General features: G+C 71.6%; 30 protein-coding genes. 18 read left to right on the top strand and 12 right to left on the bottom strand.

The window, feature by feature from the left end; all coding sequences use genetic code 11:
- Positions 1–3: 3 nt before the first annotated feature.
- From LY05_RS09000 to LY05_RS15130, 4 genes are all read right to left on the bottom strand, one after another.
- Positions 4–2775: a sensor histidine kinase gene (locus LY05_RS09000; protein WP_148922908.1), complete on the bottom strand. Its 2772-nt coding sequence runs from the start codon at positions 2773–2775 to the stop codon at positions 4–6.
- On the bottom strand, positions 2772–3035 hold the full coding sequence (locus tag LY05_RS08995; RefSeq protein ID WP_072747354.1) for a hypothetical protein: 264 nt from the start codon (positions 3033–3035) through the stop codon (positions 2772–2774). Before LY05_RS08995 ends, LY05_RS09000 begins: the two co-directional genes overlap by 4 nt.
- Complete coding sequence (locus LY05_RS08990) at positions 3032–3403, bottom strand: response regulator transcription factor (RefSeq protein ID WP_072747353.1); 372 nt, start codon at positions 3401–3403, stop codon at positions 3032–3034. Before LY05_RS08990 ends, LY05_RS08995 begins: the two co-directional genes overlap by 4 nt.
- 444 nt (positions 3404–3847) lie before the next feature.
- Positions 3848–4285, bottom strand: a complete 438-nt coding sequence (locus LY05_RS15130) for a hypothetical protein (RefSeq protein WP_170258920.1) — start codon at positions 4283–4285, stop codon at positions 3848–3850.
- 338 nt (positions 4286–4623) lie between these two features.
- Between LY05_RS15130 and LY05_RS08980 the strand changes: the two genes are divergently transcribed.
- From LY05_RS08980 to LY05_RS15125, 16 genes are all read left to right on the top strand, one after another.
- Positions 4624–5511 (top strand): HpcH/HpaI aldolase/citrate lyase family protein, encoded by an 888-nt coding sequence (locus LY05_RS08980; protein ID WP_148922906.1) that lies wholly within the window; start codon positions 4624–4626, stop codon positions 5509–5511.
- Between the two features lie 112 nt (positions 5512–5623).
- Positions 5624–6763 carry an ABC transporter substrate-binding protein gene (locus LY05_RS08975; protein ID WP_148922905.1) on the top strand — a complete coding sequence of 380 codons (1140 nt, stop codon included), beginning with the start codon at positions 5624–5626 and terminating at the stop codon, positions 6761–6763.
- Between the two features lie 61 nt (positions 6764–6824).
- Positions 6825–7745: a branched-chain amino acid ABC transporter permease gene (locus LY05_RS08970; RefSeq protein ID WP_148922904.1), complete on the top strand. Its 921-nt coding sequence runs from the start codon at positions 6825–6827 to the stop codon at positions 7743–7745.
- A complete protein-coding gene (locus LY05_RS08965) occupies positions 7738–8727 on the top strand; it encodes a branched-chain amino acid ABC transporter permease (RefSeq protein ID WP_148922903.1) in 990 nt (329 codons plus the stop codon). The genes LY05_RS08970 and LY05_RS08965 overlap by 8 nt, the downstream gene beginning before the upstream one ends.
- Complete coding sequence (locus LY05_RS08960) at positions 8720–9490, top strand: ABC transporter ATP-binding protein (RefSeq protein ID WP_148922902.1); 771 nt, start codon at positions 8720–8722, stop codon at positions 9488–9490. Before LY05_RS08965 ends, LY05_RS08960 begins: the two co-directional genes overlap by 8 nt.
- Entirely contained in the window at positions 9483–10175 is a 693-nt protein-coding gene (locus tag LY05_RS08955) for an ABC transporter ATP-binding protein (RefSeq protein WP_148922901.1), read from the top strand. The genes LY05_RS08960 and LY05_RS08955 overlap by 8 nt, the downstream gene beginning before the upstream one ends.
- Positions 10176–10281: 106 nt before the next feature.
- On the top strand, positions 10282–10845 hold the full coding sequence (locus LY05_RS08950; protein WP_148922900.1) for an NnrU family protein: 564 nt from the start codon (positions 10282–10284) through the stop codon (positions 10843–10845).
- 24 nt (positions 10846–10869) lie between these two features.
- Complete coding sequence (locus LY05_RS08945) at positions 10870–11073, top strand: DUF1737 domain-containing protein (protein WP_072747344.1); 204 nt, start codon at positions 10870–10872, stop codon at positions 11071–11073.
- The gene (locus LY05_RS08940; RefSeq protein WP_148922899.1) at positions 11070–12071 is read left to right on the top strand and encodes a lipid A deacylase LpxR family protein; all 1002 of its coding nucleotides are present in this window, start codon (positions 11070–11072) and stop codon (positions 12069–12071) included. Before LY05_RS08945 ends, LY05_RS08940 begins: the two co-directional genes overlap by 4 nt.
- 76 nt (positions 12072–12147) lie before the next feature.
- Positions 12148–13197 (top strand): MaoC family dehydratase, encoded by a 1050-nt coding sequence (locus LY05_RS08935; protein WP_148922898.1) that lies wholly within the window; start codon positions 12148–12150, stop codon positions 13195–13197.
- Positions 13198–13486: 289 nt separating this feature from the next.
- Positions 13487–13873 (top strand): succinate dehydrogenase, cytochrome b556 subunit, encoded by a 387-nt coding sequence (sdhC, locus tag LY05_RS08930; protein WP_148922897.1) that lies wholly within the window; start codon positions 13487–13489, stop codon positions 13871–13873.
- A gap of 13 nt (positions 13874–13886) precedes the next feature.
- Complete coding sequence (gene sdhD, locus LY05_RS08925) at positions 13887–14273, top strand: succinate dehydrogenase, hydrophobic membrane anchor protein (protein ID WP_072747340.1); 387 nt, start codon at positions 13887–13889, stop codon at positions 14271–14273.
- An 81-nt stretch (positions 14274–14354) separates the two neighbouring features.
- A complete protein-coding gene (sdhA, locus tag LY05_RS08920; protein WP_148922896.1) occupies positions 14355–16163 on the top strand; it encodes a succinate dehydrogenase flavoprotein subunit in 1809 nt (602 codons plus the stop codon).
- Positions 16164–16167: 4 nt separating this feature from the next.
- Entirely contained in the window at positions 16168–16977 is an 810-nt protein-coding gene (locus tag LY05_RS08915) for a class I SAM-dependent methyltransferase (RefSeq protein ID WP_170258918.1), read from the top strand.
- Positions 16970–17749, top strand: coding sequence for a succinate dehydrogenase iron-sulfur subunit (locus LY05_RS08910; RefSeq protein WP_072747338.1), 780 nt, complete (start codon positions 16970–16972; stop codon positions 17747–17749). The genes LY05_RS08915 and LY05_RS08910 overlap by 8 nt, the downstream gene beginning before the upstream one ends.
- A gap of 200 nt (positions 17750–17949) precedes the next feature.
- A complete protein-coding gene (locus LY05_RS15125) occupies positions 17950–18093 on the top strand; it encodes a hypothetical protein (RefSeq protein ID WP_170258916.1) in 144 nt (47 codons plus the stop codon).
- Positions 18094–18106: 13 nt separating this feature from the next.
- Here LY05_RS15125 and LY05_RS08905 read toward each other — a convergent pair whose 3' ends face one another.
- Complete coding sequence (locus LY05_RS08905; RefSeq protein ID WP_148922894.1) at positions 18107–18847, bottom strand: DsbA family protein; 741 nt, start codon at positions 18845–18847, stop codon at positions 18107–18109.
- Entirely contained in the window at positions 18844–19959 is a 1116-nt protein-coding gene (zapE, locus tag LY05_RS08900) for a cell division protein ZapE (protein ID WP_249041915.1), read from the bottom strand. The genes LY05_RS08905 and zapE overlap by 4 nt, the downstream gene beginning before the upstream one ends.
- A 117-nt stretch (positions 19960–20076) precedes the next feature.
- On the opposite strand from zapE, the gene LY05_RS08895 reads away from it, so the two are divergent.
- The gene (locus LY05_RS08895) at positions 20077–21327 is read left to right on the top strand and encodes an MFS transporter (protein WP_148922893.1); all 1251 of its coding nucleotides are present in this window, start codon (positions 20077–20079) and stop codon (positions 21325–21327) included.
- 86 nt (positions 21328–21413) lie between these two features.
- Here LY05_RS08895 and LY05_RS08890 read toward each other — a convergent pair whose 3' ends face one another.
- The 3 genes from LY05_RS08890 to LY05_RS08880 form a co-directional block, all read right to left on the bottom strand.
- A complete protein-coding gene (locus tag LY05_RS08890) occupies positions 21414–21620 on the bottom strand; it encodes a cold-shock protein (RefSeq protein WP_148922892.1) in 207 nt (68 codons plus the stop codon).
- Positions 21621–21803: 183 nt separating this feature from the next.
- Complete coding sequence (lepA, locus tag LY05_RS08885; RefSeq protein WP_148922891.1) at positions 21804–23603, bottom strand: translation elongation factor 4; 1800 nt, start codon at positions 23601–23603, stop codon at positions 21804–21806.
- A 66-nt stretch (positions 23604–23669) separates the two neighbouring features.
- Complete coding sequence (locus tag LY05_RS08880) at positions 23670–24401, bottom strand: hypothetical protein (RefSeq protein WP_148922890.1); 732 nt, start codon at positions 24399–24401, stop codon at positions 23670–23672.
- A 143-nt stretch (positions 24402–24544) separates the two neighbouring features.
- Here LY05_RS08880 and LY05_RS08875 point away from each other — a divergent pair, with 143 nt between their 5' ends.
- The gene (locus LY05_RS08875; RefSeq protein WP_148922889.1) at positions 24545–25258 is read left to right on the top strand and encodes an NAD-dependent deacylase; all 714 of its coding nucleotides are present in this window, start codon (positions 24545–24547) and stop codon (positions 25256–25258) included.
- 36 nt (positions 25259–25294) lie between these two features.
- On the opposite strand, the gene LY05_RS08870 is transcribed toward LY05_RS08875, so the two are convergent.
- The 3 genes from LY05_RS08870 to rpmB form a co-directional block, all read right to left on the bottom strand.
- Positions 25295–25798 carry a copper chaperone PCu(A)C gene (locus LY05_RS08870; RefSeq protein WP_249041914.1) on the bottom strand — a complete coding sequence of 168 codons (504 nt, stop codon included), beginning with the start codon at positions 25796–25798 and terminating at the stop codon, positions 25295–25297.
- Positions 25799–25848: 50 nt separating this feature from the next.
- Positions 25849–26193, bottom strand: a complete 345-nt coding sequence (locus LY05_RS08865) for a hypothetical protein (protein WP_148922887.1) — start codon at positions 26191–26193, stop codon at positions 25849–25851.
- A gap of 109 nt (positions 26194–26302) precedes the next feature.
- Positions 26303–26590, bottom strand: a complete 288-nt coding sequence (gene rpmB / locus LY05_RS08860; protein ID WP_072747329.1) for a 50S ribosomal protein L28 — start codon at positions 26588–26590, stop codon at positions 26303–26305.
- Positions 26591–26681: the final 91 nt, after the last annotated feature.

Raw genomic sequence — 26681 nt, 5'->3', positions numbered from 1 at the left:
CCCTCAGCCCCCCGCCGGCGGGCCGTCCTGCGGGGGGCCGTCCTGCGGGGGGTCGTCCTGCGGGGGGCCGTCCGCCCGATCCGCGCCCGCGGCTTCAAGCGGCAGGCGCACCTCGAAGCAGGCCCCGCGCCCCGCGCCCGGCGCCAGCGACAGATCGCCGCCGAACATGCGCATGATCTCGCGGCTGATCGCAAGCCCCAGACCCGCGCCGCCCGAATCGGTCCGGTCCCAGCCGCGCGAGAACTTGCGGAAGATGCGCGCGCGATCCTCGGGGGCCACCCCCGGCCCGTCGTCGCGCACGCTGATCACCGCCTGCCCGCCCTCGCGACGGGCGGAAACGACGATGCGCGGCTCGTCGCGGTCGGAATATTTCATCGCGTTCGAGAACAGGTTGAGGAACACCTGCGCCAGGCGGTCGGGCTCGGCGCGCACGATCAGCGGCTCGGGCAGGCCCTCGGGAAGGGGCGCGAACTCGATGCGCGCGCGCGCCCCGCGCGCCACCCCCAGCGCCGTCTCCGCGGCCCGCCGCGCGGCGGCCATGACGTCGGTGGGGCCCAGGCGCAGGCGCATCTCGCCGCGTTCGAGCACGCTCAGCTCCAGGATCTGGTCCAGCAGGCGCGTCAGCCGCAGGCTCTCCTCGTGAATGATGCCAATGAAGCGCCGGACCTGCGCGGCGTCCAGGTCGGGCGAATCGAGCAGGATCTCGGCGAACGACCGCACCGCCGTCATGGGGGTGCGCAGCTCGTGGCTGACCTGGCTCAGGAAGTCGTCCTTCTGCGCGTCCAGACGGCGCAGCTGCTCGTTGGCCTCGCGCAGCTGCGCGGCGGCGCGCTCGAGCTCGGCGCTCTTGCGCTCGAGCGCGGCGGAATACTCCATGATCTGGGCGGTCTCGTCGGCGATCTTCATCAGCTCGCTGAGCGAGATGGTCTCGGCCCCCGTCGCCTGGCTGACCATGGCATGCGCCGAGGCCGCGCCGACCGAGCCGGCCAGCTCGCGCTCGAGCCGCGCGATGAAGGCGTCGTCCGCCTCGGGCAGCCCCGAGGCGCGGCCCTGCTGGCGCGCGGCCTCGTCGAACAGGCGCCGCGCGGGATCGGCGCCGAGGATGCGGCTGGCCAGCACGAACAGATCCTCGGACGCGGCCGAGCGGCGCACGAAGCGCTCGGCCGCATCGCCGCCGCCGGCGCGGAACACGTCCACGAACAGCGCCGATTGCAGCCATTCGAGCGGCTTGGGGTCGCGCGCCAGCGACACCGCGACCAGAAGGCCGGCGTTCAGCGACAGGCTCCAGAAGGTCGCGTGCACGATGGGGTCCATGCCCGACAGCCCGAACAGCGCCTGCGGGCGCAGCAGCGCGATCCCGAACGGGCCGTCGGCGATCACCTCGGCCGGCATCAGCGCCGAGCCCCCGAAGGACGGCAGCGCCAGCGCATAGGCCCAGACCGCCGCGCCCGCCGTCAGCCCGCAGATCGCCCCCAGCCCCGTCGCCTGGCGCCAGTAAAGCCCCCCGATCAGCGGCGGCAGGAACTGCGCCACGCCCACGAAGGCGATCAGCCCGATCGAGAACAGCGCCCCCGCGCCCTCGGTCAGCGTATGATACAGAAAGCCCAGCCCGATGATGCCCACGATCGAGAAGCGCCGGCTGGTCAGCAGCAGCCGCCGCACGTCGCCCGAGCTTTGCAGCCCGTCGGCCGAGGCGCGCAGCGCCAGCGGCGTGATGACGTGGTTCGAGACCATGGTCGAAAGCGCGATCGAAGCCACGATCACCATCGACGTCGCCGACGAGAAGCCGCCGAGGAAGGCAAGCATGGCCAGCGCCTCCTGCCCATGCGCCATGGGCAGCGTCAGCACGAACATGTCGGTGTCCGAGCCCGGCGGCGCATGCGCCAGCCCGGCCGCCGCGATGGGCAGCGCGAACAGGCAGATCAGCAGCAGATAGAGGGGGAACAGCCAGGCGGCGGTCGACAGGTGGCGCTCGTCGGTGTTCTCGACCACCGTCACCTGGAACTGGCGCGGCAGGCAGATCACCGCCGCGGCCGAAAGCAGGGTGATCGCCGTCCAGCGCGCGTCGAACACCTCGGGCGCGCGCAGCATCTCGGGCGTCAGCGCGGCGAAGACGGGCTGCGCGCCGCCCATCAGCCCCCAGGTCACCCACACCCCCACCGCCAGCAGCGCGAACAGCTTGACCAGCGCCTCGACCGCGATGGCGGCGACGACGCCGTGGTGGCGCTCGTTCGCATCGACGTTGCGCGTGCCGAACAGGATGGTGAACGCCGCCATGCCCGCCGCCGCCCAGAAGGCCGTGGCCAGCCCCCCCGTCCGGTCCGGCCCGCCGATGAGCTGGAACGAGGCGGTCACCGCCTTGAGCTGCAGCGCGATGTAGGGGGTGGCGGCCATGACCGCGATGACCGTGACCAGCACGGCCAGCGCCGGGCTCTTGCCATAGCGCGAGGACAGAAGGTCCGCGATCGAGGTGATGCGCTGCGTGCGCCCGATGCGCACCAGCTTGCGCAGCAGCGTGCGCCAGCCCACGAACACCAGCGCCGGGCCCAGATAGATGGTCAGGAACTCGAGCCCGTTGCGCGCCGCCGAACCGACCGCGCCGTAGAAGGTCCACGAGGTGCAGTAGACCGAAATGGACAGGGTGTAGATCAGGGGCGACTGCAGCCACCGCCCGCGCCCCGCCCGCGTGCGCCGGTCGCCCCAGAAGGCGACGGCGAAAAGCACGGCCACATAGCCCAGCGCCACGCCAAGGACGAGGTCGGCCGAGAGCGTCATCGCCGCTCGAGCGCCCGCGACAGCGCCCGCGCCGCCACGATCAGCGCCAGCCAGACCCCGCCGATGTAAAGAAGGATGAGCGGCGCGCCGAACGGCCCGCGCCCCTCGGCGAAGACGCGGATGAAGGGCGGCGTAAGCGCGAACAGCCCCAGCGCCGGCAGCAGGGCGGCCTGCGCCTCGATCCGGCGCCGGCGCAGGGCGCGCGGGGCGTCCTCGGCGCCGGGGCCCGAGGGCGGGTCGGGCTTGTCCGGTCCGCTCATGCCCGCGCCAGCCTGCGCACCTGCGCCACCACGTCGCTGTTCGAGAAGGGCTTGGTGATGAAGGCGTCGGCGCCGATCTCCTGCGCCGTGCGCCGGTCATGGCTCTGCCCCTTGGCGGTCAGCATCAGCACCGGCGTGCCGCGCAGCGCCGCGTCGGCGCGCAGGCGGCGCAACACCTCGAAGCCGTTCATGCGCGGCAGCATCACGTCCAGGATCAGCAGGCTGGGGCGCGTGGCCGCCGCCAGGCGCAGCGCCGCCTCTCCGTCGCCCGCCGCGCTGACGCGATAGCCCTCGCGCTCAAGCAGGAAACGCAGCGACTCGACGATATGCGGCTCGTCCTCTGCGATCAGGATGGTTTGAGCCGACATCAATTCCCTCCCCGCTCGGCGCGGCGGCGCGGCGCGCCCCCTCCCCGCGGGCGTCTTGCGCGCCCGTCGGGAGGATGAGGATATTCATCTTCGCGGCAAACCGAAAGGATCAGCTGCGCCGCCCCGCGCCCTGGGCGGCGCGCGCGCTTGCGCCCGGCGCGATCGAGCCGGGCGACGGCGCCGCCGCAGGGGCGACGGCCAGCGCGACGAACGGGGCCACGAACGGGGCGACGAATTGGGAGACGCATTGGAAGACCGGGGGGCGACCCCGGCGGCCGCGCCGCGGCGGCGTTCGCTCAAGCCCCCGCCGCGGCCCCCGAGGCGGCCCCCGCAACGCTCGCGGCGACGCCCCGGACGAGGGCGAGGGCGACCGGGCCGCCTCTCGCCCTTGCCGCCGCCCGCCCCCTCTGTCGCCGCAGGCGACCGCGGACGGGGGGCGGCCCCTCAGCCCTCGCGGCCGGCGGGCGCGGGCGCCGGCGCGGTCCCGATCCACCCGGCGCCCTGCGCGGCCAGGCAGCTGCGCCCTTCGGGGTCGGTCACGAGGATGCGCCAGGCGCCGCCTTCCTCGGCGAACAGCTCGACCACCGCGTCCCCGCCCTGAAGGCCAAGCCCCAGCCGACGCGCCGCGCCGCGCGGGCCGCGCGCCAGCGCCAGCATCCGCGCGCGCGGCCCGCAGGACGCGCCCGGCGCGCGCGCCGCGATCGCGCCCGAACGGATGAAGGGCGCGGCCTCGGCCGGCGCGGCGGGCGCGGGCGGCGCGGCGAAGCGCGCCGCGGCGGCGGGCGCGGAAACGCCCGCCGCATCGTCCGCCGTTGCGGTCGCCGCCACGCATGACGCGGCGGCCAGAACCGGAAGCAAGGGAATGAGAATGGGCCTGATCATCTGCTCGACGCCTCCTGAGGCGCCCGCGGCCGCGCGCGCGGGCCGGCCGCGCGACGGGGTCCTTGCGGAACGCCGGTTCCTCGCGCGGACCCCGCGCCCGCCGCGCGCCCCCTGCCGGAGGCCGCGCGCCGCGGGCGGCGGCTGCGATCAGGATGGCGCGGAAGGCTCAAGATAGGGTTAACGCGGGCGCGGGCCGCCCAGCGCGCGCAACGAAACCGCACGCGATGCACGCAACGCGACATTTTCTTGCGCACGATGCTGCGGCGCGATACAGCTTCGGCCGACCCGAAAGACGCCGCCTAGCGGCCCCATCACACGAACGGACCCGACCGCACGCCATGACCCATCCCGCCCGCATCGTCCGCCCGCGCCGCTCGGTTCTCTACATGCCCGGCTCGAAGGCCCGGGCGCTGGAAAAGGCCCGCAGCCTGCCCGCCGATTCGCTCATTCTCGACCTTGAGGACGCGGTCGGCCCCGCCGACAAGGCCGCCGCGCGCGAGATGGTCGCCCGCACCGTGCGCGAGGGCGGCTTCGGCCATCGCGAGGTGGCGGTGCGCATCAACGGCCTCGACACCGAATGGGGCGCGGCCGATCTGGAAGCCGCCGCCGCGGCCGGCCCCGACGCCATTCTCGTGCCCAAGGTCGGCGCCCCCGAGGATCTGCTCGAGGTCGAGCGGCGCATGACCGCCGCCGGCGCGCCCGAAAGCTGCGCCATCTGGGCGATGATGGAGACCCCCCAGGGCGTGCTGGCCGCCGAGCGCATCGCCGCCGCGACGCCGCGGCTGGCCTGCTTCGTGCTGGGCACGAACGATCTGGTCAAGGAGCTGGGCGCCGAGCACGTGCCCGGCCGCGAACCCCTCCTGACCGCGCTGGGCATGTGCCTTCTGGCGGCGCGCGCGCATGGCCTGGCCTGCGTGGACGGCGTCTACAACGCCTATCTGGACGAAGAGGGTCTGCGCGCCGAGTGCCTTCAGGGCCGGCGCATGGGCTTCGACGGCAAGACGCTGATCCACCCCGCCCAGCTGGCCGTGGCGAACGAGGTCTTCGCCCCCTCGGCCGAGGATCTGGCCCTGGCGCGCCGTCAGGTCGAGGCCTACGAGCAGGCGCTGGCCGAGGGCAAGGGCCTTGCGGTGGTGGACGGGCGCATCGTCGAGAACCTGCACGTCGAGACCGCCCGCGCCCTTCTGGCCAAGGCCGAGGCCATCGCCCGCATGCAGCAAGGCTGAGCGGGCGCGACAAGGCGGGGGCTTGCAATCGGCGCCGCGTTGCGCCCAGCTGTGCCTAAGGACGCCCCCGCGCCGACGGGCGGGAAGATCCGCGCAACAGGGAGACCGAGGGATGAAGAAGCGAATTCTGGGCGCCGCGCTGGCCGCCATCGTCGCCGCAGGCGGCGCCGCCGCCGATCCGACGCGCATCGGCATGATCACCACGCTGTCGGGCGGCGGCGCGCATCTGGGGGTGGACGTGCGCGACGGCTTCCAGCTCGCGCTCGAACAGGCCGGGCGCAAGGACGTCGAGCTGATCGTGCGCGACGACGCGCGCAAGCCCGACATGGCCAAGAGCCTGGCCGACGAGATGATCCAGAAGGACAAGGTCGCGATCCTGACCGGCATCATCTGGTCGAACCTGGCCATGGCGGTCGTGCCCTCGGCGGTGCGCCAGGGGGTGTTCTACATCTCGCCCAATGCGGGGCCCAGCGCGCTGGCCGGCCGCGGCTGCCATCGCAACTACTTCAACGTCGCCTGGCAGAACGACGACCTGCACGCGGCGATGGGCGCCTACATGAAGGCGCAGGGGTTCAAGCGGCCCTTCATCCTGGCGCCCAACTACCCGGCCGGAACCGATGCGCTGACGGGGTTCAAGTCCACCTTCGGCGCGGATGTGGGCGGCGAGCTCTACACGAAGCTCGGGCAGACCGACTATGCGGCCGAGATCGCGCGCATCCGCGCCTCGGACGCCGACTCGGTGTTCTTCTTCCTGCCCGGCGGCATGGGCATCGCCTTTCTCAAGCAATATGCCGGCGCGGGCATGACGCTGCCGGTGTTCGGCCCGGCCTTCTCGTTCGACGAGGTGATCCTGGGCGCGGTCGGCGACGCGGCGATCGGCGCGCGCAACACCTCGCAATGGGCCTATGACCTGGACAACGCGGCCAACCGCGCCTTCGTCGAGGCCTTCCGCAAGACCCATGGCCGCACGCCCACGCTCTACGCCAGCCAGGGCTACGACGCGGCGCGGCTGATCCTGTCGGCGCTGGACGCGGCCGACCCGGTCAAGGAGCCCGACGCCTTCCGCGAGGCGCTGCGCGCCGCCCGCTTCGAGAGCGTGCGCGGCAAGTTCCGCTTCGGCCCCAACCACCACCCGATCCAGGACATCTACGTGCGCGAGGTCGTGCCCGGCGACGGCAAGCCGACCAACCGCCTGATCGGCGTCGCCATGCGCGACCGGCAGGACGCCTACGCCGCGCAATGCCGCATGTGACCGCCCGCCGGCGCCCGCCGATGCCGGGCGCCGCCCGCCGACTTGGCCCGGGGCCGCGTCCATGAGCGCGGCGCTGGCGCTCGAGCAGGCGCTGAACGGCGTGCAGCTGGGGGTGATGCTGTTCCTGGCCGCGGCGGGGCTGACGCTGATCTTCGGGGTGATGGGGCTCATCAACCTGGCGCATGGCGCGCTGTTCATGACCGGCGCCTATGCCTGCGCCTTCCTGACGCGCGAGACGGGATCGTTCTGGCTGGGCCTCGCGGGCGGCGCGCTGGCGGCGGCGGCGGCGGGCGCGGCGGTCGAGCTCTTGGTCGTGCGCCGGCTTTACGGGCGCGATCATCTCGATCAGGTTCTGGCCACCTTCGCGCTGGCGCTGATCTTCTCGGATGCGGCGCGGTGGATCTTCGGCCCGCAGCCGCTGTGGCTCGACCCGCCGGCGGCGCTGTCGGGCGCCGTGCCGCTGCCGGGCGGCGGCGCCTATCCGGCCTACCGCCTGGCGATCATCGTCGCGGGGCTTGCGGCGGCGGCCGGGCTGCACGCGCTGATCGCGCGCACGCGGCTGGGCATGCGCATCCGCGCCGGCGAGTCCGACCGCGAGATGGTGGCCGCGCTGGGGGTGAACGTGGCGCTGCTCTACACCGCCGTCTTCGCCCTGGGCGCGGGCCTGGCGGGGTTCGCGGGGGCCATGGTGGGCGCGCTGCGCTCGGTGCAGGCGGACATGGGCGAGCCGGTGCTGATCCTGGCCTTCGTGGTGATCGTGATCGGGGGCGTGGGCTCGGTGAAGGGCGCGTTCGCTGGAGCGATGCTGGTGGGCGTGACCGACACGATGGGCCGCGCGCTGCTGCCGGCGCTGTTCGCGCGCATCTGGGACCCGGCCACGGCCGCGGGCGCGGGCGCGGCGGTCGCCTCGATGCTGATCTACATGCTCATGGCCGCGGTGCTGGTTCTGCGGCCCAAGGGACTGTTTCCGGCCGATGGCTGAGGACGCGCGCGACACCAGGGCGACGCTGGCGCTGCTGGCCGCGCTTGCGGCGGCGGCGGCGGGCGCGCATGCGCTGGGCGAGCCCTTCTACGTCAACATGGCCGCACGCGTGGCGATCCTGGCCATGGCGGCGGCGGGGCTGAACCTGGCGCTGGGCTTCGGCGGCATGGTCAGCTTCGGCCATGCGGCCTTCTTCGGGCTGGGCGGCTATGCGGCCGGGGTGGCGGCGTGGCACGCGGCGAACCAGATCCCGCTGGCGAGCTGGCCCGTCCTTGTGCCCGGCACGGACCGGATGATCGTCGTCTGGGCCGCGGCGGCGGCGACGGGCGGGCTGGCGGCGCTGCTGATCGGGGCGCTGTCGCTGCGCACCTCGGGGGTGCAGTTCATCATGATCACCCTCGCCTTCGCGCAGATGTTCTACTACTTCGCCATCTCCTGGCCGGCCTATGGCGGCGAGGACGGGCTGCCCATCTACCTGCGCAACGGCATCGAGGGGCTGGACGTCTACGATCCCTTCACCTTCTTCGCCATATGCTTCGTCTGGCTGGCGGCGACGCTGGCGGGCACGGCGCGCATCATGCGCGCGCGCTTCGGCGCGGCGCTGACCATGGCGCGGCTGAGCGAGGCGCGGCTGGCCAGCGCGGGGGTCGATCCCTTTCCCGTCCGGCTGACCGCCTTCGCCCTGTCGGGCGCCGTGACGGCGGTGGCGGGGGCGCTGAACGCGGATCTGAACGGGTTCGTCGGCCCCTCGGCGCTGTCGTGGAAGATGTCGGGCGAGCTGATGGCCTTCGTCATCCTGGGCGGCGTCGGGCGGCTGGGCGGCCCGGTGGCGGGGGCGGCGGCCTTCGTGCTGCTCGAACACTTCCTGGGCGCGGCGACCGAGCGCTGGGTCCTGGTCTTCGGCGCGCTGCTTCTGGGCGTGACGCTGTTCGCGCGGGGCGGGCTTCTGGGCCTTCTGGCCGGGAGGGCGCGCCATGGCTGAAGCGGCGCTGCGGGTCGAGGGGCTGAGCAAGGCCTTCGGGGGGCTGGTGGCCTCGGACAGGGTCTCGCTCGACCTGCGGGCGGGCGAAATCCACGCGCTGATCGGGCCGAACGGCGCCGGCAAGTCGACGCTGATCGGCCAGATCGCCGGCTGGATCCGGCCCGATGCGGGGCGCGTGCTGCTGGCCGGGCGCGACGTCACGCGCCTGTCGCCGGCGCGGCGCGCGCGGCTGGGGCTGGGGCGGACGTTCCAGGTCTCGACGCTGGCGCTGCCGCTGTCGGCGCGGCGCAACGCCATGATCGGGGCGCTGGCGCGCGCGGGCGGGGCGTGGGGCTTCGTGCGCCCGCTCATGCGCGAGCGCGCGCTGACCGAGGCCGCCGACGCCGCGCTGGCGCGCGTGGGGCTGGCCGCGCGGGCCGACACGCCCGCGGCCGAGCTTTCGCATGGCGAGCGCCGCCGCCTTGAGCTGGCCTGCGCGCTGGCCGGCGCGCCGCGCGCGCTGCTGCTGGACGAGCCGCTGGCCGGGATGGGCCCCGAGGGCGCGGCGCAGATGACCGAGCTGCTCGACGCCCTGCGCCGCGAGGTTCCGATCCTGCTGGTCGAGCACGACATGGACGCGGTGTTTCGCCTGGCCGACCGCATCACCGTTCTTGCGATGGGCCGCGTCATCGCTCACGGCCCGCCCGCCGCGATCCGCGCCGACGCGGCGGTGCGCGCGACCTATCTGGGACAGGACGACCAACCCGAGGCCGCCGATGTCTGACGCCCTTTTGCGCTTGCGCGACGTGACCGCCTTCTACGGCCCCGCCCAGGCCCTGTTCGGCGTGGACCTCGAGGTGCGCGCGGGGCAGGTCGTGGCGCTCATGGGCCGCAACGGCATGGGCAAGACGACGACCATCCGCGCCATCTGCCGCCTTCTGCCCCACCGCTCGGGCGATATCGCCTTCATGGGCCGCGACATCTCGCGCCTGCCGCCGCACCGGGCGGCGCGGCTGGGGCTTGGCCTGTGCCCCGAGGGCCGGCGCTGCTTCGGCAATCTGACGGTCGAGGAGAACCTTCTGGCCACCGCCCGCCCCGGCCCGTGGACGATCGAGCGCATCGCCGCGCTGTTTCCCCGCCTGGCCGAGCGGCGCGGCCAGCTTGCCCGCACCCTGTCGGGCGGCGAGCAGCAGATGCTGGCCGTGGGCCGCGCGCTGGCCACCAATCCGCGCCTTCTGATCCTGGACGAGGCGACCGAAGGCCTGGCCCCCGCCGTGCGGCGCGAGATCTGGTCGGCCCTTGCCGCGCTCAAGGCCGAGGGGCAGGCCATTCTGATCGTGGACAAGACCCTGCGCGAGATGCTGCGCCTGGCGGATGCCTGCGTGATCCTGGAAAAGGGCGTCACGGTCTGGAGCGGCCCGCCCTCGACGCTGACGCCCGAGCTGCGCGACCGCCATCTGGGGGTGTAGGCGCCATCTTCGCTCTGGCGCGCGGCGCGCGGCGCGCTATGATCCGCGCCGAACCGGGCCGCGACATGGCCCCTCAGATGGCCGCGGAAACGGCAAGGAGCCGCCCATGACCCTGCTCATCCTCGGACTTGCGCTGTGGTGGATCGGCCACCTTTTCCCGCTGGTCGCCCCCGGCGCGCGCGCCGCGCTGGCCGCGCGCCTGGGCGAGAACGCCTACAAGGGGCTGTTCTCGCTGGCGGCGCTGGCCGCGATCGCGCTGATGGTCGTCGGCTACCGGCAGGCCGACTTCATCCCGCTGTGGGAGCCGCCCGCCTGGACGCGCCATCTCAACAACCTGCTCATGCTGTTCGCCGTGGGGCTATTCGGCGCCAGCCACTCGACCGGCAACGTCAAGCGCTTCGTGCGCCATCCGATGCTGAGCGCGGTGGCGGTGTGGGCGGCGGCGCATCTGCTGGTGAACGGCGACGCGGCCTCGGCGGCGCTGTTCGGCGGCATGGGCCTGTGGGCGCTTGCGGCGATGCGCGCGGCCAACGCCCGCGACGGCGCATGGACGCGCCCCGCCCCCGCGCCGCTGCGCAAGGATCTGATCCTGGTCGCCATCACCCTGGTCGCCTACGCCGCCATCGCGGCCATCCATGGCTGGCTCGGCCGACCCGTCTTCCCGGGCTGAGCCCGCCCCCGCCGGAGAACGTCGATGAAGCTCTACCGCCTGCTCACCGCCGACGACGACGCCGCCTTCTGCCGCAAGGTCACCGAGGCGCTCAACGAAGGCTGGCGGCTGCATGGCTCGCCCGCCTACGCCTTCGACGCCGCGCGCGGGGTGATGCGCTGCGCCCAGGCGGTGGTCAAGGACAAGCCGGGCGTCTACGACCCCGCGCGCCCCCTGCGCGAGCAATGAGGCCGCGCCCCGTCGCCGCGGCTCTGGCGCTGGCCTGGCTGTGGGCCGGCGTCGCCGCGGCGCAGCAGGCGCCCGATCCGGCGCGCGGCACGCTGGGCTTCACTTTCGAGAACGACGTCTTCGCCGGCAGCGATCAGGACTACACCAACGGCGTGCGGCTCGACTATGTGCGCCCGCGCGGCAGGCTGAGCGCGCTGGGGCGGGCGGCGCGCGCGCGCCTGGCGCGGCTGAGCCCCGGCGCGGACTGGCGCGAATCCTTCGCCCTGGGGCAGAACATGTATACGCCCCCCGACATCACGCTGCGCAACCCGCCGCCCGACCAGCGGCCCTATGCGGGCTTTCTCTACGCCGGATACGGCCTGTCCGCCGACCGGGGCGACCGGCTCGATTCGTTCTCGATCGAGATCGGCGTGGTCGGGCCATCGGCGCTGGCCGAACCGGTGCAGACCTTCGTGCACAAGCTGATCAACAGCCCGATCCCCAACGGCTGGGACACGCAGATCCGCGACGAGCCGGGCATCCGCCTGATCTACGACCGCAAATACCGCTTCGGCGCCGCCCTGCCGCTGCCGGCGCTGGACCTGCAGGCGGACGCGGCGCCGCATTTCAACCTGACGCTGGGCAATGTCGACAGCTCGGCCGCCGCCGGGGCGACGCTGCGCATCGGCCGCGACCTGGCCGACGATTACGGCCCGCCGCGCGTGCGCCCGGCGGTGTCCTCGCCCGGTTTCTTCCGCGCGACGCGGGGGCTGAGCTGGCAGCTTTTCGTCGGGGCCGAGGGGCGGCTGGTGGGGCGCAACATCTTTCTCGAGGGCAACACCTTCGGCGGCCCCCGCGGCGTCACCATCCGCCGCACCACCGCCGACTTTCTGGCCGGGCTGGCGGTGCAGCTGGGCCGGGTCGAGCTGGCCTACACGCATGTGCTGCGCCTCGAGGAATATCAGGAGCAGGACGGCCCCTCGCAATTCGGCTCGCTGAACCTTCGGGTGCGCTACTGAGCGGGCTTGCGGCGCCGCGCAAGATGCTTATTGTGCAGCGCGTCGTCGTGACATGAAATTACCCGGAGCGCGTCCCATGACCGAGGCCAAGGCCCCGAAAACCAATCCCGGCAACTTCTTCGAGGATTTCCACGTCGGGCAGATCCTGCGCCACGCCACGCCGCGCACCCTGACCGAGGGCGACCGCGCGCTTTACGGGGCGCTGTATCCGACGCGCTTCGCGCTCTACTCCTCCGACGACTTCGCCCGCGCCTGCGGCCTGCCGCGCAGCCCGCTCGAGGAGCTGATCGGCTTTCACGTCGCCTTCGGCAAGACGGTGCCCGACGTGTCGCTCAACGCCGTGGCCAATCTGGGCTATGCCGAGTGCCGCTTCCTGCGGCCGGTCTATCCGGGCGACACCATCGCCACCACCTCCGAGGTGATCGGCCTCAAGCAGAACTCGAACGGGCGCACGGGCGTGGTGTGGGTGCGCTCGACCGCGACCGACCAGCGCGGCGAGCCTGTGATGAGCTGGGCGCGCTGGGTGATGGTGCGCAAGCGCGACCCCGAGGCGCCGGCTCCGCAGACCGTCGTGCCCGAGCTGGCGCCCGCGGTGGCGGCCTCGGCGCTGGTCGTGCCGGCGGGGCTCGACTTCACCGACTACGATTTCGGCCTGGCGGGCGAGCCGCACCGCTGGGGCGACTACGCGGTGGGCGAGCGCATCGACCATGTGGACGGCGTCACCATCGAAGAGGCCGAGCACATGATGGCCACGCGCCTGTGGCAGAACACGGCCAAGGTGCATTTCAACGTCAACGCGCGCGAGGACGGCCGGCGACTGATCTATGGCGGGCATGTGATCAGCCTGGCGCGGGCGCTCAGCTTCAACGGGCTGGCGAACGCGCAGATGATCGCCGCCATCAACGCCGGCGCGCATGTGGCGCCGTGCTTCGCCGGCGACACGGTGCACGCCTGGTCCGAGGTGCTGGACAAGGCCGAGACCCCCGCCCCCGGCGTCGGCGCGCTGCGCCTGCGCCTGGTGGCGGCGCGCCCCGAGGCGGCCTCGGGGCCGCTGCGCGACGAGAGCGGGCGCCATGCGCCGGGCGTGCTTCTGGATCTGGACTACTGGGCGCTGATCCCGATGTGAGTCGCGCCGCGGGCGGGGCGCGAGCTTTTGTGATCACACCAAATGCCGGCGTGATCACAAAGACGCCGGATGATGCGGATTTTCGTCATCCATGCGGCCCCGCGCCCGCGCGCGGCGTTTGGAATCCGCGAATTTCCTGCTATACCGCTTGCGCGTCCGCCCGTCCGCGCCGCCCGCGCGGGCCCGCCCGGAACGGAGCCGACGCGCGAGATCCCGGCGCCGCCACGACGCCCGAGGGACCCGCAGCCAAGCCGGGGCGACGCGCTCCGGACAAGTCAGGGGAGAGAGCATGGCCGACGTGAACCGGGGAAACCGCCCCCTGTCGCCGCATCTTCAGATCTACCGCCCGCAGCTGAACTCGGCGATGTCGATCTTCCACCGCATCACCGGCGTGGGCATGACGCTGGCCGCCGCGCTGATCGTGTGGTGGCTGTTCGCCGCCGCTTCGGGCCCCGAGGCCTTCGCCGCCGCCGACGCGGTCCTGACCAGCTGGATCGGCCTTCTGATCCTGTTCGGCTCGACCTGGGCGCTGGTCTATCACTTCGGAACCGGCCTGCGCCATCTGTGGATGGACATGGGCTACGGCTACGACATCAAGCTCAACGACCTGATCGGGCAGATCATTCTGGTCGCCTCGGGCGTGCTGACGCTGCTCATCTGGTTCCTGGCGCTCTGAGGGAGGACGAACGATGACCGACTTCAAGACCCCGATGGCGCGGGCGCTGGGCCTGGGCTCGGCGCATGACGGCGTTCACCACTGGTGGAGCCAGCGCATGACCTCGGCCGCGCTGGTCCCGCTGACCATCCTGGCGCTGTTCCCCATCGCCGGCGCCATCGGCGCGCCGCGCGAAGAGGTGCTGGCCACCTTCGCCGATCCCTGGAACGCCGTCGTCACGATCCTGTTCCTGGCGGTGATGTTCAAGCACCTGCACCAGGGCCTTCAGGTGGTGATCGAGGACTACGTGCACCACCCCGGCCGGCGCATCGCGGCGCTGACCGCCTCGACCTTCTTCTGCGGGCTGTTCGGCGTCGCCGGCGTCTTCGCCGTGGCGCGCATCGCCTTCGGCGCCGCCTGACGGCGCCGCGACCCGCTCACGCCCCCGGCGCGCCCCCTCGGGCGCGAGGGACGCGCCCCTTCAGGCACAATGGAAAAGATCATGGCGGCTTACGAGATTCACGACCACACCTATGACGTCGTCGTCGTCGGCGCCGGCGGCGCCGGCCTTCGGGCGACCCTCGGCATGGCCGAGCAGGGGCTCAGGACGGCCTGCGTGACCAAGGTGTTCCCCACCCGCTCGCACACCGTCGCCGCGCAGGGCGGCATCGCCGCGAGCCTGGGCAACATGGGCCCCGACAACTGGCAGTGGCACATGTACGACACCGTCAAGGGGTCGGACTGGCTGGGCGACATGGACGCGATGGAATACCTCGCGCGCGAGGCGCCCAAGGCGGTCTACGAGCTGGAGCACTACGGCGTGCCCTTCTCGCGCACCGAGGACGGCCGGATCTACCAGCGCCCCTTCGGCGGCCACACCACCGAGTTCGGCGAGGGGCCGCCCGTGCAGCGCACCTGCGCCGCGGCCGACCGGACCGGTCACGCGATCCTGCACACGCTCTACGGCCAGTCGCTCAAGCAGAAGGCCGAGTTCTACATCGAATACTTCGCCATCGACCTGATCATGACCGAGGACGGCGCGTGCCAGGGCGTGCTGGCCTGGAAGCTGGACGACGGCACACTGCACCGCTTCAACGCCAAGATGGTCGTGCTGGCCACCGGCGGCTACGGGCGCGCCTATTTCTCGGCCACCTCGGCGCACACCTGCACCGGCGACGGCGGCGGCATGGTCGCGCGCGCCGGCCTGCCGCTGCAGGACATGGAGTTCGTTCAGTTCCACCCCACCGGCATCTACGGCGCCGGCTGCCTCATCACCGAGGGCGCGCGCGGCGAGGGCGGCTATCTGACCAACTCGGAAGGCGAGCGCTTCATGGAGCGCTACGCCCCCACCTACAAGGACCTGGCCAGCCGCGACGTCGTCAGCCGCTGCATGACCATCGAGATCCGCGAGGGCCGCGGCGTCGGCCCGCTCAAGGACCACATCTACCTGCATCTCGACCACCTGCCGCCCGAGACGCTGGCCGAGCGCCTGCCCGGCATCTCGGAAAGCGCGCGCATCTTCGCCGGCGTGGACGTGACCAAGGAGCCGATCCCGGTCCTGCCCACCGTGCACTACAACATGGGCGGCATTCCCACGAACTACTGGGGCGAGGTGCTGAACCCCGTCGAGGGCGACCCCGACCGCACGGTGCCCGGCCTGATGGCCGTGGGCGAGGCGGGCTGCGCCTCGGTGCACGGCGCGAACCGGCTGGGGTCCAACTCGCTGATCGACCTTGTCGTGTTCGGCCGCGCCGCGGCGCTGCGCGCGCGCGAGGTGGTCGATCCCAAGGAGCCCAACCGCCCGCTCAACCAGGCCTCGGTCGAGAAGGCGCTCGATCGCTTCGACCGCCTGCGCCACGCGAACGGCGCGATCCCCACGGCCGAGCTGCGGCTGAAGATGCAGCGCTCGATGCAGAACAACGCGGCGGTCTTCCGCGACGAGCCGACCCTGCGTCAGGGCTGCGCCGAGATGACCCAGATCCGCAAGGAGTTCGCCGACGTGCGCGTCACCGACCGCTCGCTGATCTGGAACTCGGACCTGATGGAGACGCTCGAGCTGGACAACCTCATGCCCAACGCGCTGGCCACCGTGTTCAGCGCCGAGGCCCGGCACGAGAGTCGCGGCGCCCATGCGCGCGAGGACTATCCCGAGCGCGACGACGTCAACTGGCGCAAGCACACCATCGCGCGCGTCTCGTATGAGGGCAAGGTCGAGCTGGACTACCGCCCGGTGCATACCGAACCGCTCACCCCGCCCGAGCTGGGCGGCATCGACCCGGCCAAGATCGCGCCCAAGGCGCGCGTCTACTGAGGCGATGAGCGCGCTCGCCGCCAAGGCGCCCGGCACGCCCCTGCGGCGCGACCAGGCCGAGATCGCGCAGGTCCAGGACCTGCGCGCGCGGCGCGCGCTCGAGCATTTCGCGCGGCTGGCGCAGGACGGGCCGGTCCTGTCCTGCCCCATCTGCGGCTATCGGGGGCGCTTTTCGCCGGTGCGGCACAAGCCTTCGGTCTGGTGCCCCTCCTGCGACAGCCGCCCGCGCCACCGGCTCATGCGGCTGTGGCTCGAGACCGACCCGCCGCAGGCGCGCGGCCGGGTGCTGCACTTCGCGGCCGAACCCTGCCTTGCGCCGACCTTGCGCGCGCGCGCCGCGCTGCATGTCGGCGCCGACATCAACGGCCTCTACGAGCTGACGCTCGACATCGAGGCGATCGACCAGCCCGACCAAAGCTGGGACCTGGTCATCGCCAACCATGTGCTCGAGCATGTCGACGACCGCAAGGCGATGGCCGAGCTGTTCCGCATCCTGGCGCCCGGCGGCCTTGCGGCGCTGACCGTGCCGCTGGTCGCCGGATGGGAGCGCACGCTGGAGCTGCCCCCCGACGCCTCGGCCGAGGAGCGCGCCCTGCGCGCGGGCGATCCCACGCATCTGCGCCTTTACGGGCGCGACTTCGCGGCGCGGCTGCGCGCCGCGGGCTTCGAGGTCTCGACCTTCACCGCGACCGAACCGGCGGTCGGCGATCACGCCCTGCACAGGGGCGAGAGCGTTTTCCTGGCCCGCCGGCCCGGCCCCGACGACGTTTCCCCCGGCCAGGCGCCGGACCCGAAAGGAGCGAAACATGGTTGAATTCGCGCTGCCCAAGAACTCTCGCGTCATGGTGGGCAAGACCTGGCCCAAGCCCGAGGGCGCGAAGAACCTCCGCGCGTTCAAGATCTACCGCTACGATCCCGACAGCGGCCAGAACCCGCGCCTGGACACCTACTGGGTGGACATGGACAGCTGCGGGCCCATGGTTCTGGACGCGCTGATCAAGATCAAGAACGAGATCGACCCGACCCTGACCTTCCGCCGCTCGTGCCGCGAGGGCATTTGCGGCTCGTGCGCCATGAACATCGACGGCATCAACACGCTGGCCTGCATCTACGGGCTGGACGAGATCGAGGGCGAGGTGAAGATCTATCCCCTGCCCCACATGCCCGTCGTCAAGGACCTGGTGCCGGACCTGACGCATTTCTACGCGCAGCACGCGGCGATCATGCCCTGGCTCGAGACCTACACCACGCCGCCCGAGAAGGAGTGGCGCCAGTCGATCGAGGACCGCAAGAAGCTGGACGGGCTTTACGAGTGCGTCATGTGCGCCTCGTGCTCGACCTCGTGCCCCAGCTACTGGTGGAACGGCGACCGCTACATGGGCCCGGCGGCGCTGCTGCACGCCTATCGCTGGCTGGTCGACAGCCGCGACGAGGCCAAGCAGGAGCGGCTGGATTTCCTCGAGGACCCCTTCCGCCTGTATCGCTGCCACACCATCATGAACTGCACGCGGACCTGCCCCAAGGGGCTGAACCCGGCCAAGGCGATCGCCGAGATCAAGAAGATGATGGTCGAGCGCGTGGTCTGACCCGCGCGCCCCATCGGGATGACGGCGCGGCGCCCTCGCAAGGGGGCGCCGTTTTCATGTCCGCCGTTCCTCAGGCCCCCGGTTCAAGAAACAGTATGTCGCGCCGCCAAGCCGATCATGGATGTTGCGCGGCTCATCCCTTGGGTGTATGTCCACTGCCATACAAGCCTCAGGAATGAATTGCACCGAGTCGGGGTTCCATGTCTTTCGCCAAGCGTGTTTCGACGATCATCTATCTGCTCGCCGCCGCCGTCCTGTTCGGCGCCATGTTCTTCTCGGACAACCCAAGCGAAGCCAACGGCGTCAACATGGCCGCCGCGCGCGCCCAGCCGCACCCCGAGTGACGCCGCCTCGGAACTATCCCGCGCAGGGATCGGGCAGGCGCCGCGCCGCCTCGATCAGCGCGTCCAGCGCCGCCTCGGACGGTCCGCCCTGCACCACGACGGCGCCGATGACCAGCCCCGGCGTTCCCCGAAAGCCGAAAGCCCGCGCCGCCGCCGCCGCGCGCCGCAAGGCGGCGTCCACCTTCGGCGAGTCCAGCTCGGCCAGCAAGCGCGCGGCATCGAGGCCCATCTGCGGGGCGACGGCGCGCAGATAGGCCCGGTTCGGCGCGAAGGCGCTGGAATGCAGCCTTGCGCGCATGGGGGCGTAGGCGCCAAGCCCCCACGCCGCCAGCGCCGCCCGCGCCGCCATGCGCGAAGCCTCGCCCAGCACGGGGTATTCCTGATAGGTCAGCACGATGTCGCCGCGCGCCGCCCGCTTTTCCAGCGCCGCGCCCAGGGCGCGGCACCAGGGGCAGCGATAATCGGTGAAATAGGCGACGTGAACCGCGTCCTTGCCCGCCGGGCCGGCCGCGCGCGGCCCCGTGCGCAGCGCCGCGCACAGCGCCTCGCCCGATGGCGGGGGCGGCGCGCGGTCAAGGCGCGGCATCGCGACGCTCAGCGAGGCGCCGCCCAGTCCGCGCGGCGCGAAGAACCCCTCGGGCTGCGCCAGGGGCAGCAGCTCGGGCGGCTCGAGCCGTGCTTGCTGGCGCCAGCCCCAGACGGCCAGCAAGGCCAGCGCCAGCGCCGCCAGCCATGGCGCGCCGCGCGCACTCATGTCTCGGGCGGCCAGTCGTCGCTCTGCATCTCGTGCAGGCGCGAGACCGTGCGCTCGAACTCGAAGGCGCCGGCGCCCTCGACGTAAAGCTCTTCGGGCGGGGCCTCGGCCGACATGGCAAGACGCACCCGCCCCTCGTAAAGCGCGTCGATCAACGTCACGAAGCGGCGCGCGGCGTTGGCGTCGGCCGGACCCAAGCGCGGCACGTCGTCCAGAAACAGCATGTCGAGCGCCCGCGCCACCGCCAGATAGTCGGCCGGGCCAAGCGGGCGGGCGCACAGATCGGCGAAGGAGGCGCGCGCGATGCGGTCGCGGTGCTGCGGCAGCGTCACTTCGCGCCCGGCGACGGTCAGCGTCAGCGGCGGGGCGGGCCCCTCGCCGGCCATCTCGCGCCATTGCGCATCCATGGCCGCGCGGGCGGCCGGGCCAAGCGGCGCGTGATACAGCGTCTGCCCGCGCAGCCTGCCGCGCCGGTGGTCGATCGGGCTTTCGAGGTGATGCAGGTCCAGCCGCTCCTTGATCAGGGCGATGAAGGGCAGGAAGAGCTGACGGTTGAGCCCGTCCTTGTAAAGCTCGTCGGGGTGGCGGTTCGACGTCGCCACCACCACCACCCCGCGCGCGAAAAGCGCCTCGAACAGGCGGCCGACGATCATGGCGTCGGCGATGTCGGTGATCTGAAGCTCGTCGAAGCACAGCAGCGTCGCCTGCGCCGCGATCTTCTGGGCCACATGCGCGATCGGGTCGCGCAGGCCCTCGGCGCGGGCGGCGTTGATGCCGGCGTGCACCTCTTGCATGAAGGCGTGGAAATGCACCCGCCGCTTGGGCGAGACGGGCGCCGTCTCGAAGAACAGGTCCATGAGCATGGACTTGCCCCGCCCCACGCCGCCGTAAAGGTAAAGCCCGTTGAGCGCGGCGCGCTCATGCCGCGGCTCGCGCCCCCAGCCGAACCAGCCCCGAGCCACGCGGCGCGGGCGCGCGGGCTCGTAGCCGCGCAGGCGTTCGTGCAGCAGCTGCAGCTTCTCGACCGCCAGCTTCTGGGCCGGATCGTCGCGCAGGCGGCCTTCGCGCACAAGGGCGCGGTAGCGGGGCATGGGCGCGTTGGCGTCGGTCATGCAGTCCTCGTCCGAAGGGCGTCGCGCGGCACTGATACGGCGCCCGGGCGCGCAAGTCAGCCATCTTTGGTTTGACAGCGGCGCGCGCGGGCGCCTTTGATGCGGGCGGAGGATGTTATGCGAGACTTATCAAAAAACCCTGACCCGCAAGGCGTGATCACGCCCGTTCTGATCGCCGGATGCCTGATCATGCTCGTCGGCTTCGGGGTGCGCGCCTCGTTCGGCGTTTTCCAGCTGCCGGTGGCGCAGGAGTTCGGCTGGGCGCGGGCCGAGTTCTCGTTGGCCATCGCGATTCAGAACCTGGCTTGGGGCGTGGGGCAGCCGCTGTTCTCGATGATCGCCGAGCGCTGGGGCGACCGGCGGGCGCTGGCGCTGGGGGCGCTGTGCTATGCGGTCGGGCTGGCGCTTGCGGCGCAGGCGACCACGCCCGAGGGGCATCAGCTGCTCAACGTCGTGATCGGCTTCGGCGTGGCGGGGCTGGGCTTCGGCGTGATCCTGTCGATGGTCGGGCGCGCGACGCACGAGCGGCGGCGCTCGCTGGCGCTGGGAATCGCCACGGCGGCGGGATCGGCGGGCCAGGTGGTGGGGCCGCCGCTGGCCGAGGCGCTGCTGGGCGTCGCGGGCTGGGACGGAGCGTTCCTGATCTTCGCCGCCGCGGTGTTGGCGACGGTGCTGTTCCTGCCGCTGATCCCGGCCGGCGCGCCGCGCGCGCCCGCGCTCGAGGAGCGGTTCGCCGTCGTCCTGGGCCAGGCGCTGCGCGACCCCTCCTACACGCTGATCTTCCTCGGCTTCTTCTCGTGCGGCTATCAGCTGGCCTTCGTGACGGCGCATTTCCCCGCCTTCGTCGCCGAAAGCTGCGGGCCGATCGACCCGTCGGGCTTTCTGGCGAGCGTGGGCATCGGCGACGCCTCGGCGCTGGGGGCGTGGGCGCTGGCGCTGATCGGGGCGACCAACATCGCCGGCACGCTGCTGGCGGGGCAGCTGGGCGCGCGCTTCTCGCGCAAATACCTGCTTTCCGGGATCTATCTTGCGCGCACCGTGGTCGCCGCCGCCTTCATCATGGCGCCGATGACGCCGCTCAGCGTCATCGCCTTCTCGGTCGCCATGGGCGCGCTGTGGCTGGCGACGGTGCCGCTGACCGCCGGGCTGGTGGGGCATATCTACGGGCTGCGCTACATGGGCACGCTTTACGGGATCGTGTTCTTCAGCCACCAGCTGGGCAGCTTTCTGGGCGTGTGGCTGGGCGGCGCGCTCTATGACCGCTACGGCTCCTACGATCTGGTGTGGTGGATCGGGGTCGGAGTGGGCGCCTTTTCGGCGCTGGTGCATCTTCCGGTGCGCGAGCGCCCCTTGGCCGCCTTCGCCTGACATGCAAAGGGCCCCGCCGTCTCCGGCGGGGCCCTTCGTCTTGTTCGCCTCTGCGCCGCGCGCCGAAGGCGGCGCGGCCGCCTTGTTCAGGCGAAAGCGACGTTGCCGGCCGAGCTGCGCCCGTCGCGGCCGCGCTCGAGATCATATTCGATCTTCTGGCCGTCGGCCGGGGCCGACAGGCCCGCGCGCTCGAGCGCCGAGACATGCAGGAACACGTCGTTGCCGCCCTCGTCGGGCTGAATGAAGCCGAAGCCTTTGGTGGAGTTGAACCATTTCACGGTGCCGGTGGCCATGCCGCGTATCCTTCGTTTTGTCGCCGCGCGCAGAATGCCGCAGCTGTGGCTGGTCAGTCTCAAGACGCCAGCACCAGTCGAAGGACAGTCACCGTAGTCAGGTCGAGATAGATCGCACCACCCTTGTGCCCCGAATCGGCGATGCGCGCAAGCGTTTATTTCGCAAATGCGAAAATCGGCGCGTCAGTCGTCCATCTTCAGCGCGTTGATGAAGGCCTCCTGGGGAATGTCCACCTTGCCGAACTGGCGCATGCGCTTCTTGCCCGCCTTCTGCTTTTCCAGAAGCTTGCGCTTGCGCGTCACGTCGCCGCCATAGCACTTGGCGGTCACGTCCTTGCGCAGGGCCGAGATGGTCTCGCGCGCGATGATGCGCCCGCCGATCGCCGCCTGGATCGGGATCTTGAACATGTGCTGGGGGATCAGCTCCTTGAGCTTCTCGCACATGGCGCGGCCGCGCGCCTCGGCGCGGGCGCGATGCACCATGGTGGACAGCGCGTCGACGGGCTCGTCGTTCACGAGGATCTGCATCTTGACCAGATTGTCCTCGCGATAGCCGATCAGCTGGTAGTCGAAGCTGGCGTAGCCCTTGGTGACCGATTTGAGGCGGTCGTAGAAGTCGAACACCACCTCGTTCAGCGGCAGGTCATAGACCACCATGGCGCGGCTGCCCGCATAGGTCAGATCCAGCTGGATGCCGCGCCGATCCTGGCACAGCTTGAGCACGTCGCCCAGATATTCGTCCGGCACGAGGATGGTGGCCTTGATGCGCGGCTCCTCGATGCGGGCGACCTTGACCGGGTCGGGCATGTCGGCGGGGTTGTGCAGCTCGATCATCGTGCCGTCGGTCTTGTAGACGTGGTAGATGACCGAGGGCGCGGTGGTGATCAGGTCGATGTCGAACTCGCGCTCGAGCCGCTCGCGCACGACCTCGAGATGCAAAAGCCCGAGAAAGCCGCAGCGAAAGCCGAAGCCCAGCGCGGCCGAGGTTTCCATCTCGTAGGTGAAGGAGGCGTCGTTGAGCGCCAGCTTCTCGATCGCGCTGCGCAGATCCTCGAAATCGTTGCTGTCGACGGGGAACAGGCCGCAGAACACCACCGGCTGGGCGGGCTTGAAGCCTGGCAGCGGCTCGGCGCAGGGGCGCTTTTCATGGGTGATGGTGTCGCCCACGCGCGTGTCGCGCACCTGCTTGATCGAGGCGGTCAGAAAGCCGATCTCGCCCGGCCCCAGCTCTTCGACCGGCTGCATCGAGGGGGAGAACACGCCGATTCGGTCCACCGCGTAGCTGGCCTTGGTGGACATCATGCGGATGCGGTCGCCCTTCTTCAGCACGCCGTCGACGATGCGCACCAGCACGACCACGCCCAGATAGGCGTCATACCAGCTGTCCACCAGCATGGCCTTGAGCGGCGCGTCGCGATCGCCCTTGGGCGCGGGCAGGCGCGTCACGATGGCCTCGAGCACCTTGTCCACGCCAAGCCCCGTCTTGGCCGAGATCTCGACCGCGTCCGAGGCGTCGATGCCGATCACGTCCTCGATCTGCTCCTTCACGCGCTCGGGCTCGGCGGCGGGCAGGTCGATCTTGTTGAGGACGGGCACGATCTCGTGCCCCGCGTCGATGGCCTGGTAGACGTTGGCCAGGGTCTGCGCCTCGACGCCCTGGCTGGCGTCGACCACCAGCAGCGAGCCCTCGACCGCCCGCATCGAGCGCGAGACCTCGTAGGCGAAGTCCACATGGCCGGGCGTGTCGATCAGGTTGAGCACATAGGTCTCGCCATCCTGCGCCGTGTAGTTCAGGCGCACCGTGTTGGCCTTGATGGTGATTCCGCGCTCGCGCTCGAGCTCCATCGAGTCGAGCACCTGCTCCTTCATCTCGCGCTCGGACAAGGCGCCCGTCAGCTGGATCAGACGGTCGGCCAGCGTGGATTTGCCGTGGTCGATATGCGCCACGATCGAGAAGTTGCGGATCTTCGAGAGCTCGGTCATGGCGCGCTTATGCAACCGCCCCGAGGGGGCGTCAAGCGCCCGCCCGCCGCCGCCCTTGCGCGCCGCTCACGCGCCGGTCCGGGGCAGCCGCTGCGTCGCCGGCGCCGATCGCCGCCCGCCGCGCCCGCGCAGCGCCAAGCCCGCCAGCGCCGCCGCCAGCAGCCCCGCCGCCCCCGGCAGCGGCACGGCGCCGAGCGGAGCGGAAACCAGCGCCGCGCGCATCGCGCTCGGCCCGTTGACGCCGCTGCGCAGGACGCATTCGGGCGGAAGGCGCAGATCATCGCATTCCTCGTAAAGATAGCTCTCGCTCGCCTCGAACAGAAGCTCGGGCGCGCCGATCTGCGCGGGCGCGAAGATCAGGAACAGCGCATTGTCGAGATCTCTGCGCCCGTCGGAGGGATCGAGGTCCAGCCTGTCGTCCGTCAGAACCACGATGCGCAGCGCCGGATCGGACGGATGGGGCAGCACCAAATGAGAGTCGCGCAGCGTCACCTCTCCCAACACGGGGTGCGAAACCGTCCGGGTCTGTCCGCGCATGTAGTCGGCCTCGCGCCAGACCGCGCCTGCGGGCCCCGGCAGGAACGAGGTCAGCGCGTAATCGGCGACCATCGTCGCGTCGTCGCCCGAATCGTCCAGGGCCAGCGTCCCGCGCAAGGTTCCGCCGGGGCTGCCGGGGTCCATGCCCGCCTGCGGGTTCGAGAAGGCGTCGAAGACGTGGTCGAAGCCATAGACGAAGGTCGCCGCGGCGGCCCCCTGGGTCCACGCCAGCAGCGCCGCGGCGGCAAGACGGACGAACATCGCGAAACCTCCTTGAAAATGGGCGAAAGGGCGAAAACGGTTTAATTTTGCCTCAAGCCGGATGAACCGCGGCCGAACCCCTCTGGCCCCCGGCCCCGCGCCAAGGCATTCTGACGCCGCTCAGCGCTTCACGGAGCCGACGCATGACGCAGGACGAACCTTCGATCGTCATCCTGACCGGAGCCGGAATCTCGGCGGAATCGGGGCTTGGCACGTTCCGCGACGCCGGCGGGCTGTGGACGCAGGTCCGGCTCGAGGACGTGGCCACCCCCGAGGGCTTCGCCCGCGACCCCGAGCGCGTTCTGGCCTTCTACAACGCCCGCCGCGAGAATTGCCGCGCCGCGCAGCCCAACCCCGCGCACCGCGCGCTGGCGCGGCTGCAGCGGGCGCGGCCGGGCGCGGCGCTGATCGTCACGCAGAATGTCGACGATCTGCACGAGCGCGCCGGCTCGCCGCCCGACGAGGTGCTGCACATGCACGGGCGCCTCGACCGCACGCTGTGCAATTTCTGCCGCCACGCCTTCGACGACGACGCGCCGCTTTCGACCGCGCGCGGCTGCCCGGCCTGCGGCGTCCAGGCGCTGCGCCCCGACGTGGTCTGGTTCGGCGAGGTCCCCTACCACCTGGAGCGCATCTTCGCCGCGTTGGAGCGCTGCGATCTGTTCGTGTCCATCGGCACCTCGGGCGAGGTCCACCCCGCCGCGGGCTTCGTCGCCCATGCCCGCGCCGCGGGGGCGCGGACGCTCGAGCTCAATCTCGAGCCATCCGCCGGCGCGCGCCTGTTCGACAAGGCCGTTCACGGGCCGGCGTCCCGCATCGTGCCACAATGGGTGGCCGAAACGCTGGGCGAGGGCTGAAAGGGGGGCGCGCCGGCTTCGGCGCGCCCCGGCCGGTCATTGCGCGGCGGCGCCGTGCCCGTCCGTCTTGCCATGCATGTGGCCATGGCCCATCTGCGCGCCGCCATGACCGGCGGCCCGGCGCGCATTGTCCACGGGAACCTGCAGGGCCATCTCGCCCGCGCGCTCGAAGACCAGGGTCAGCGGAATTTCGCGCCCGTCCTCGAACGGCGTCGTCAGCCCCATGAACATCACATGCAGCCCGCCGCGCTCAAGCGCCACGCGGCCGCCTGCGGGAACGGGAATGCCGCCCTCGACCGGGCGCATCCGCGCCACCCCGTCCGCGATGACATGGGTGTGCAGCTCGACCTTGCGCGCGGCGGGCGAGCGCGCCGCCACAAGCCGATCGTCGGCCGCGCCATGGTTCTCTATCACCATGAACGCCGCGCCGTTCTTCTGGTTCGAGCTGCGCGCATAGGCGTCGCGCACCGCGATGTCGCCGGCCTGCGCGGCGCCGACCCCGGCGACAAGCGCCGCGGCGGCAAGAAGTCTTCCGAACATGCTTTTCATCCTTCGATCCGTTTCACCTTCGTCCTTCGCGCCGTCGCGCGTCAGATCGAGGCCGGCGGATCGCGCGCGCACGGGCTGCGCGCGGCGGATCGGGGCCGCCGCGGCCCTTCGGCGGGCGGCGCCGCATGCAGAAGGGTCAGCGTCGGTCGCGGCGGCGGCGCGGATGCGGCCGGAAGGGCGGGAATAAGGCAGCAGGACAGGCAGTGCGCGCAGCCCTGCTCGGGGGCCTGGCCCGGGATCAGCGGCGCGCTCGCGCCCGAGGCGCCGCAGATCTGACCGCGCAGGACCGCCGCAGGCGGCTGCGCAGCCGCCGCCAGCGCGGCGTGCAGCGACAGGCTTGCCAGCAGCAAGGCCCGAAGCAGCGTCATGGCCAGGAGCGATCTCATGCCGGCACCCTGCCGCGCCGCCCGCGGGCGGGGAATGAGGCGCATCCGCGCAGCGCAACGGGGCCGCCGCGTCCCCGCGACGGCCCCGTTCGCGATGCGAATCGGCGCATCAGGCCGAAGCCTGAGCCTTTTCGATCTCGCGCTTGACCTTGAGCGCCCGCGGCGACAGCTCCTCGTCGCGCGCCTTGATGAGGAAGGCGTCGAGCCCCCCGCGGTGATCGACCGTGCGCAGCGCCGAGGCGGCGATGCGGAACTTGAAGGCGCGCCCGAGCGCCTCGCTCATCAGCGTCACCTCGTTGAGGTTGGGCAGATAGCGGCGGCGGGTCTTGATGTTCGAGTGGCTGACGCGGTTGCCGGTCAGAACACCCTTGCCGGTCAGCTCGCAACGACGAGACATAGCTTCGACCTCGATTCCAGAACGTGACGGTGCGCGCCGCCCAGGCGAACGCGGCGAATTCGGAGCCGCGTCTATAAGCCCTTCGCGCCGG

Origin of the sequence: Oceanicella actignis, from assembly GCF_008124525.1 — a bacterium.
Lineage (GTDB): Bacteria > Pseudomonadota > Alphaproteobacteria > Rhodobacterales > Rhodobacteraceae > Oceanicella > Oceanicella actignis.
Note: the sequence above shows the minus strand (reverse complement) of the source record. Positions and strands in the feature narration are given on the sequence as shown.

Bases quoted from the DNA above. Each gene is read 5' to 3' on its own strand.
- LY05_RS08975 (WP_148922905.1), top strand. From the start codon at position 5,624: ATGAAGAAGCGAATTCTGGGCGCCGCGCTGGCCGCCATCGTCGCCGCA.
- LY05_RS08870 (WP_249041914.1), bottom strand. From the start codon at position 25,798: ATGTTCGGAAGACTTCTTGCCGCCGCGGCGCTTGTCGCCGGGGTCGGC.
- LY05_RS08910 (WP_072747338.1), top strand. From the start codon at position 16,970: ATGGTTGAATTCGCGCTGCCCAAGAACTCTCGCGTCATGGTGGGCAAG.
- LY05_RS08965 (WP_148922903.1), top strand. From the start codon at position 7,738: ATGGCTGAGGACGCGCGCGACACCAGGGCGACGCTGGCGCTGCTGGCC.
- rpmB (WP_072747329.1), bottom strand. From the start codon at position 26,590: ATGTCTCGTCGTTGCGAGCTGACCGGCAAGGGTGTTCTGACCGGCAAC.
- LY05_RS08915 (WP_170258918.1), top strand. From the start codon at position 16,168: ATGAGCGCGCTCGCCGCCAAGGCGCCCGGCACGCCCCTGCGGCGCGAC.
- LY05_RS08970 (WP_148922904.1), top strand. From the start codon at position 6,825: ATGAGCGCGGCGCTGGCGCTCGAGCAGGCGCTGAACGGCGTGCAGCTG.
- LY05_RS08940 (WP_148922899.1), top strand. From the start codon at position 11,070: ATGAGGCCGCGCCCCGTCGCCGCGGCTCTGGCGCTGGCCTGGCTGTGG.
- LY05_RS15125 (WP_170258916.1), top strand. From the start codon at position 17,950: ATGTCTTTCGCCAAGCGTGTTTCGACGATCATCTATCTGCTCGCCGCC.
- sdhD (WP_072747340.1), top strand. From the start codon at position 13,887: ATGACCGACTTCAAGACCCCGATGGCGCGGGCGCTGGGCCTGGGCTCG.
- LY05_RS08880 (WP_148922890.1), bottom strand. From the start codon at position 24,401: ATGTTCGTCCGTCTTGCCGCCGCGGCGCTGCTGGCGTGGACCCAGGGG.
- LY05_RS08895 (WP_148922893.1), top strand. From the start codon at position 20,077: ATGCGAGACTTATCAAAAAACCCTGACCCGCAAGGCGTGATCACGCCC.
- LY05_RS08935 (WP_148922898.1), top strand. From the start codon at position 12,148: ATGACCGAGGCCAAGGCCCCGAAAACCAATCCCGGCAACTTCTTCGAG.
- LY05_RS08950 (WP_148922900.1), top strand. From the start codon at position 10,282: ATGACCCTGCTCATCCTCGGACTTGCGCTGTGGTGGATCGGCCACCTT.
- LY05_RS08945 (WP_072747344.1), top strand. From the start codon at position 10,870: ATGAAGCTCTACCGCCTGCTCACCGCCGACGACGACGCCGCCTTCTGC.
- LY05_RS15130 (WP_170258920.1), bottom strand. From the start codon at position 4,285: ATGATCAGGCCCATTCTCATTCCCTTGCTTCCGGTTCTGGCCGCCGCG.
- LY05_RS08905 (WP_148922894.1), bottom strand. From the start codon at position 18,847: ATGAGTGCGCGCGGCGCGCCATGGCTGGCGGCGCTGGCGCTGGCCTTG.
- LY05_RS08955 (WP_148922901.1), top strand. From the start codon at position 9,483: ATGTCTGACGCCCTTTTGCGCTTGCGCGACGTGACCGCCTTCTACGGC.
- zapE (WP_249041915.1), bottom strand. From the start codon at position 19,959: ATGACCGACGCCAACGCGCCCATGCCCCGCTACCGCGCCCTTGTGCGC.
- LY05_RS08980 (WP_148922906.1), top strand. From the start codon at position 4,624: ATGACCCATCCCGCCCGCATCGTCCGCCCGCGCCGCTCGGTTCTCTAC.
- lepA (WP_148922891.1), bottom strand. From the start codon at position 23,603: ATGACCGAGCTCTCGAAGATCCGCAACTTCTCGATCGTGGCGCATATC.
- LY05_RS08875 (WP_148922889.1), top strand. From the start codon at position 24,545: ATGACGCAGGACGAACCTTCGATCGTCATCCTGACCGGAGCCGGAATC.
- sdhC (WP_148922897.1), top strand. From the start codon at position 13,487: ATGGCCGACGTGAACCGGGGAAACCGCCCCCTGTCGCCGCATCTTCAG.
- LY05_RS09000 (WP_148922908.1), bottom strand. From the start codon at position 2,775: ATGACGCTCTCGGCCGACCTCGTCCTTGGCGTGGCGCTGGGCTATGTG.
- LY05_RS08890 (WP_148922892.1), bottom strand. From the start codon at position 21,620: ATGGCCACCGGCACCGTGAAATGGTTCAACTCCACCAAAGGCTTCGGC.
- LY05_RS08865 (WP_148922887.1), bottom strand. From the start codon at position 26,193: ATGAGATCGCTCCTGGCCATGACGCTGCTTCGGGCCTTGCTGCTGGCA.
- LY05_RS08990 (WP_072747353.1), bottom strand. From the start codon at position 3,403: ATGTCGGCTCAAACCATCCTGATCGCAGAGGACGAGCCGCATATCGTC.
- LY05_RS08995 (WP_072747354.1), bottom strand. From the start codon at position 3,035: ATGAGCGGACCGGACAAGCCCGACCCGCCCTCGGGCCCCGGCGCCGAG.
- LY05_RS08960 (WP_148922902.1), top strand. From the start codon at position 8,720: ATGGCTGAAGCGGCGCTGCGGGTCGAGGGGCTGAGCAAGGCCTTCGGG.
- sdhA (WP_148922896.1), top strand. From the start codon at position 14,355: ATGGCGGCTTACGAGATTCACGACCACACCTATGACGTCGTCGTCGTC.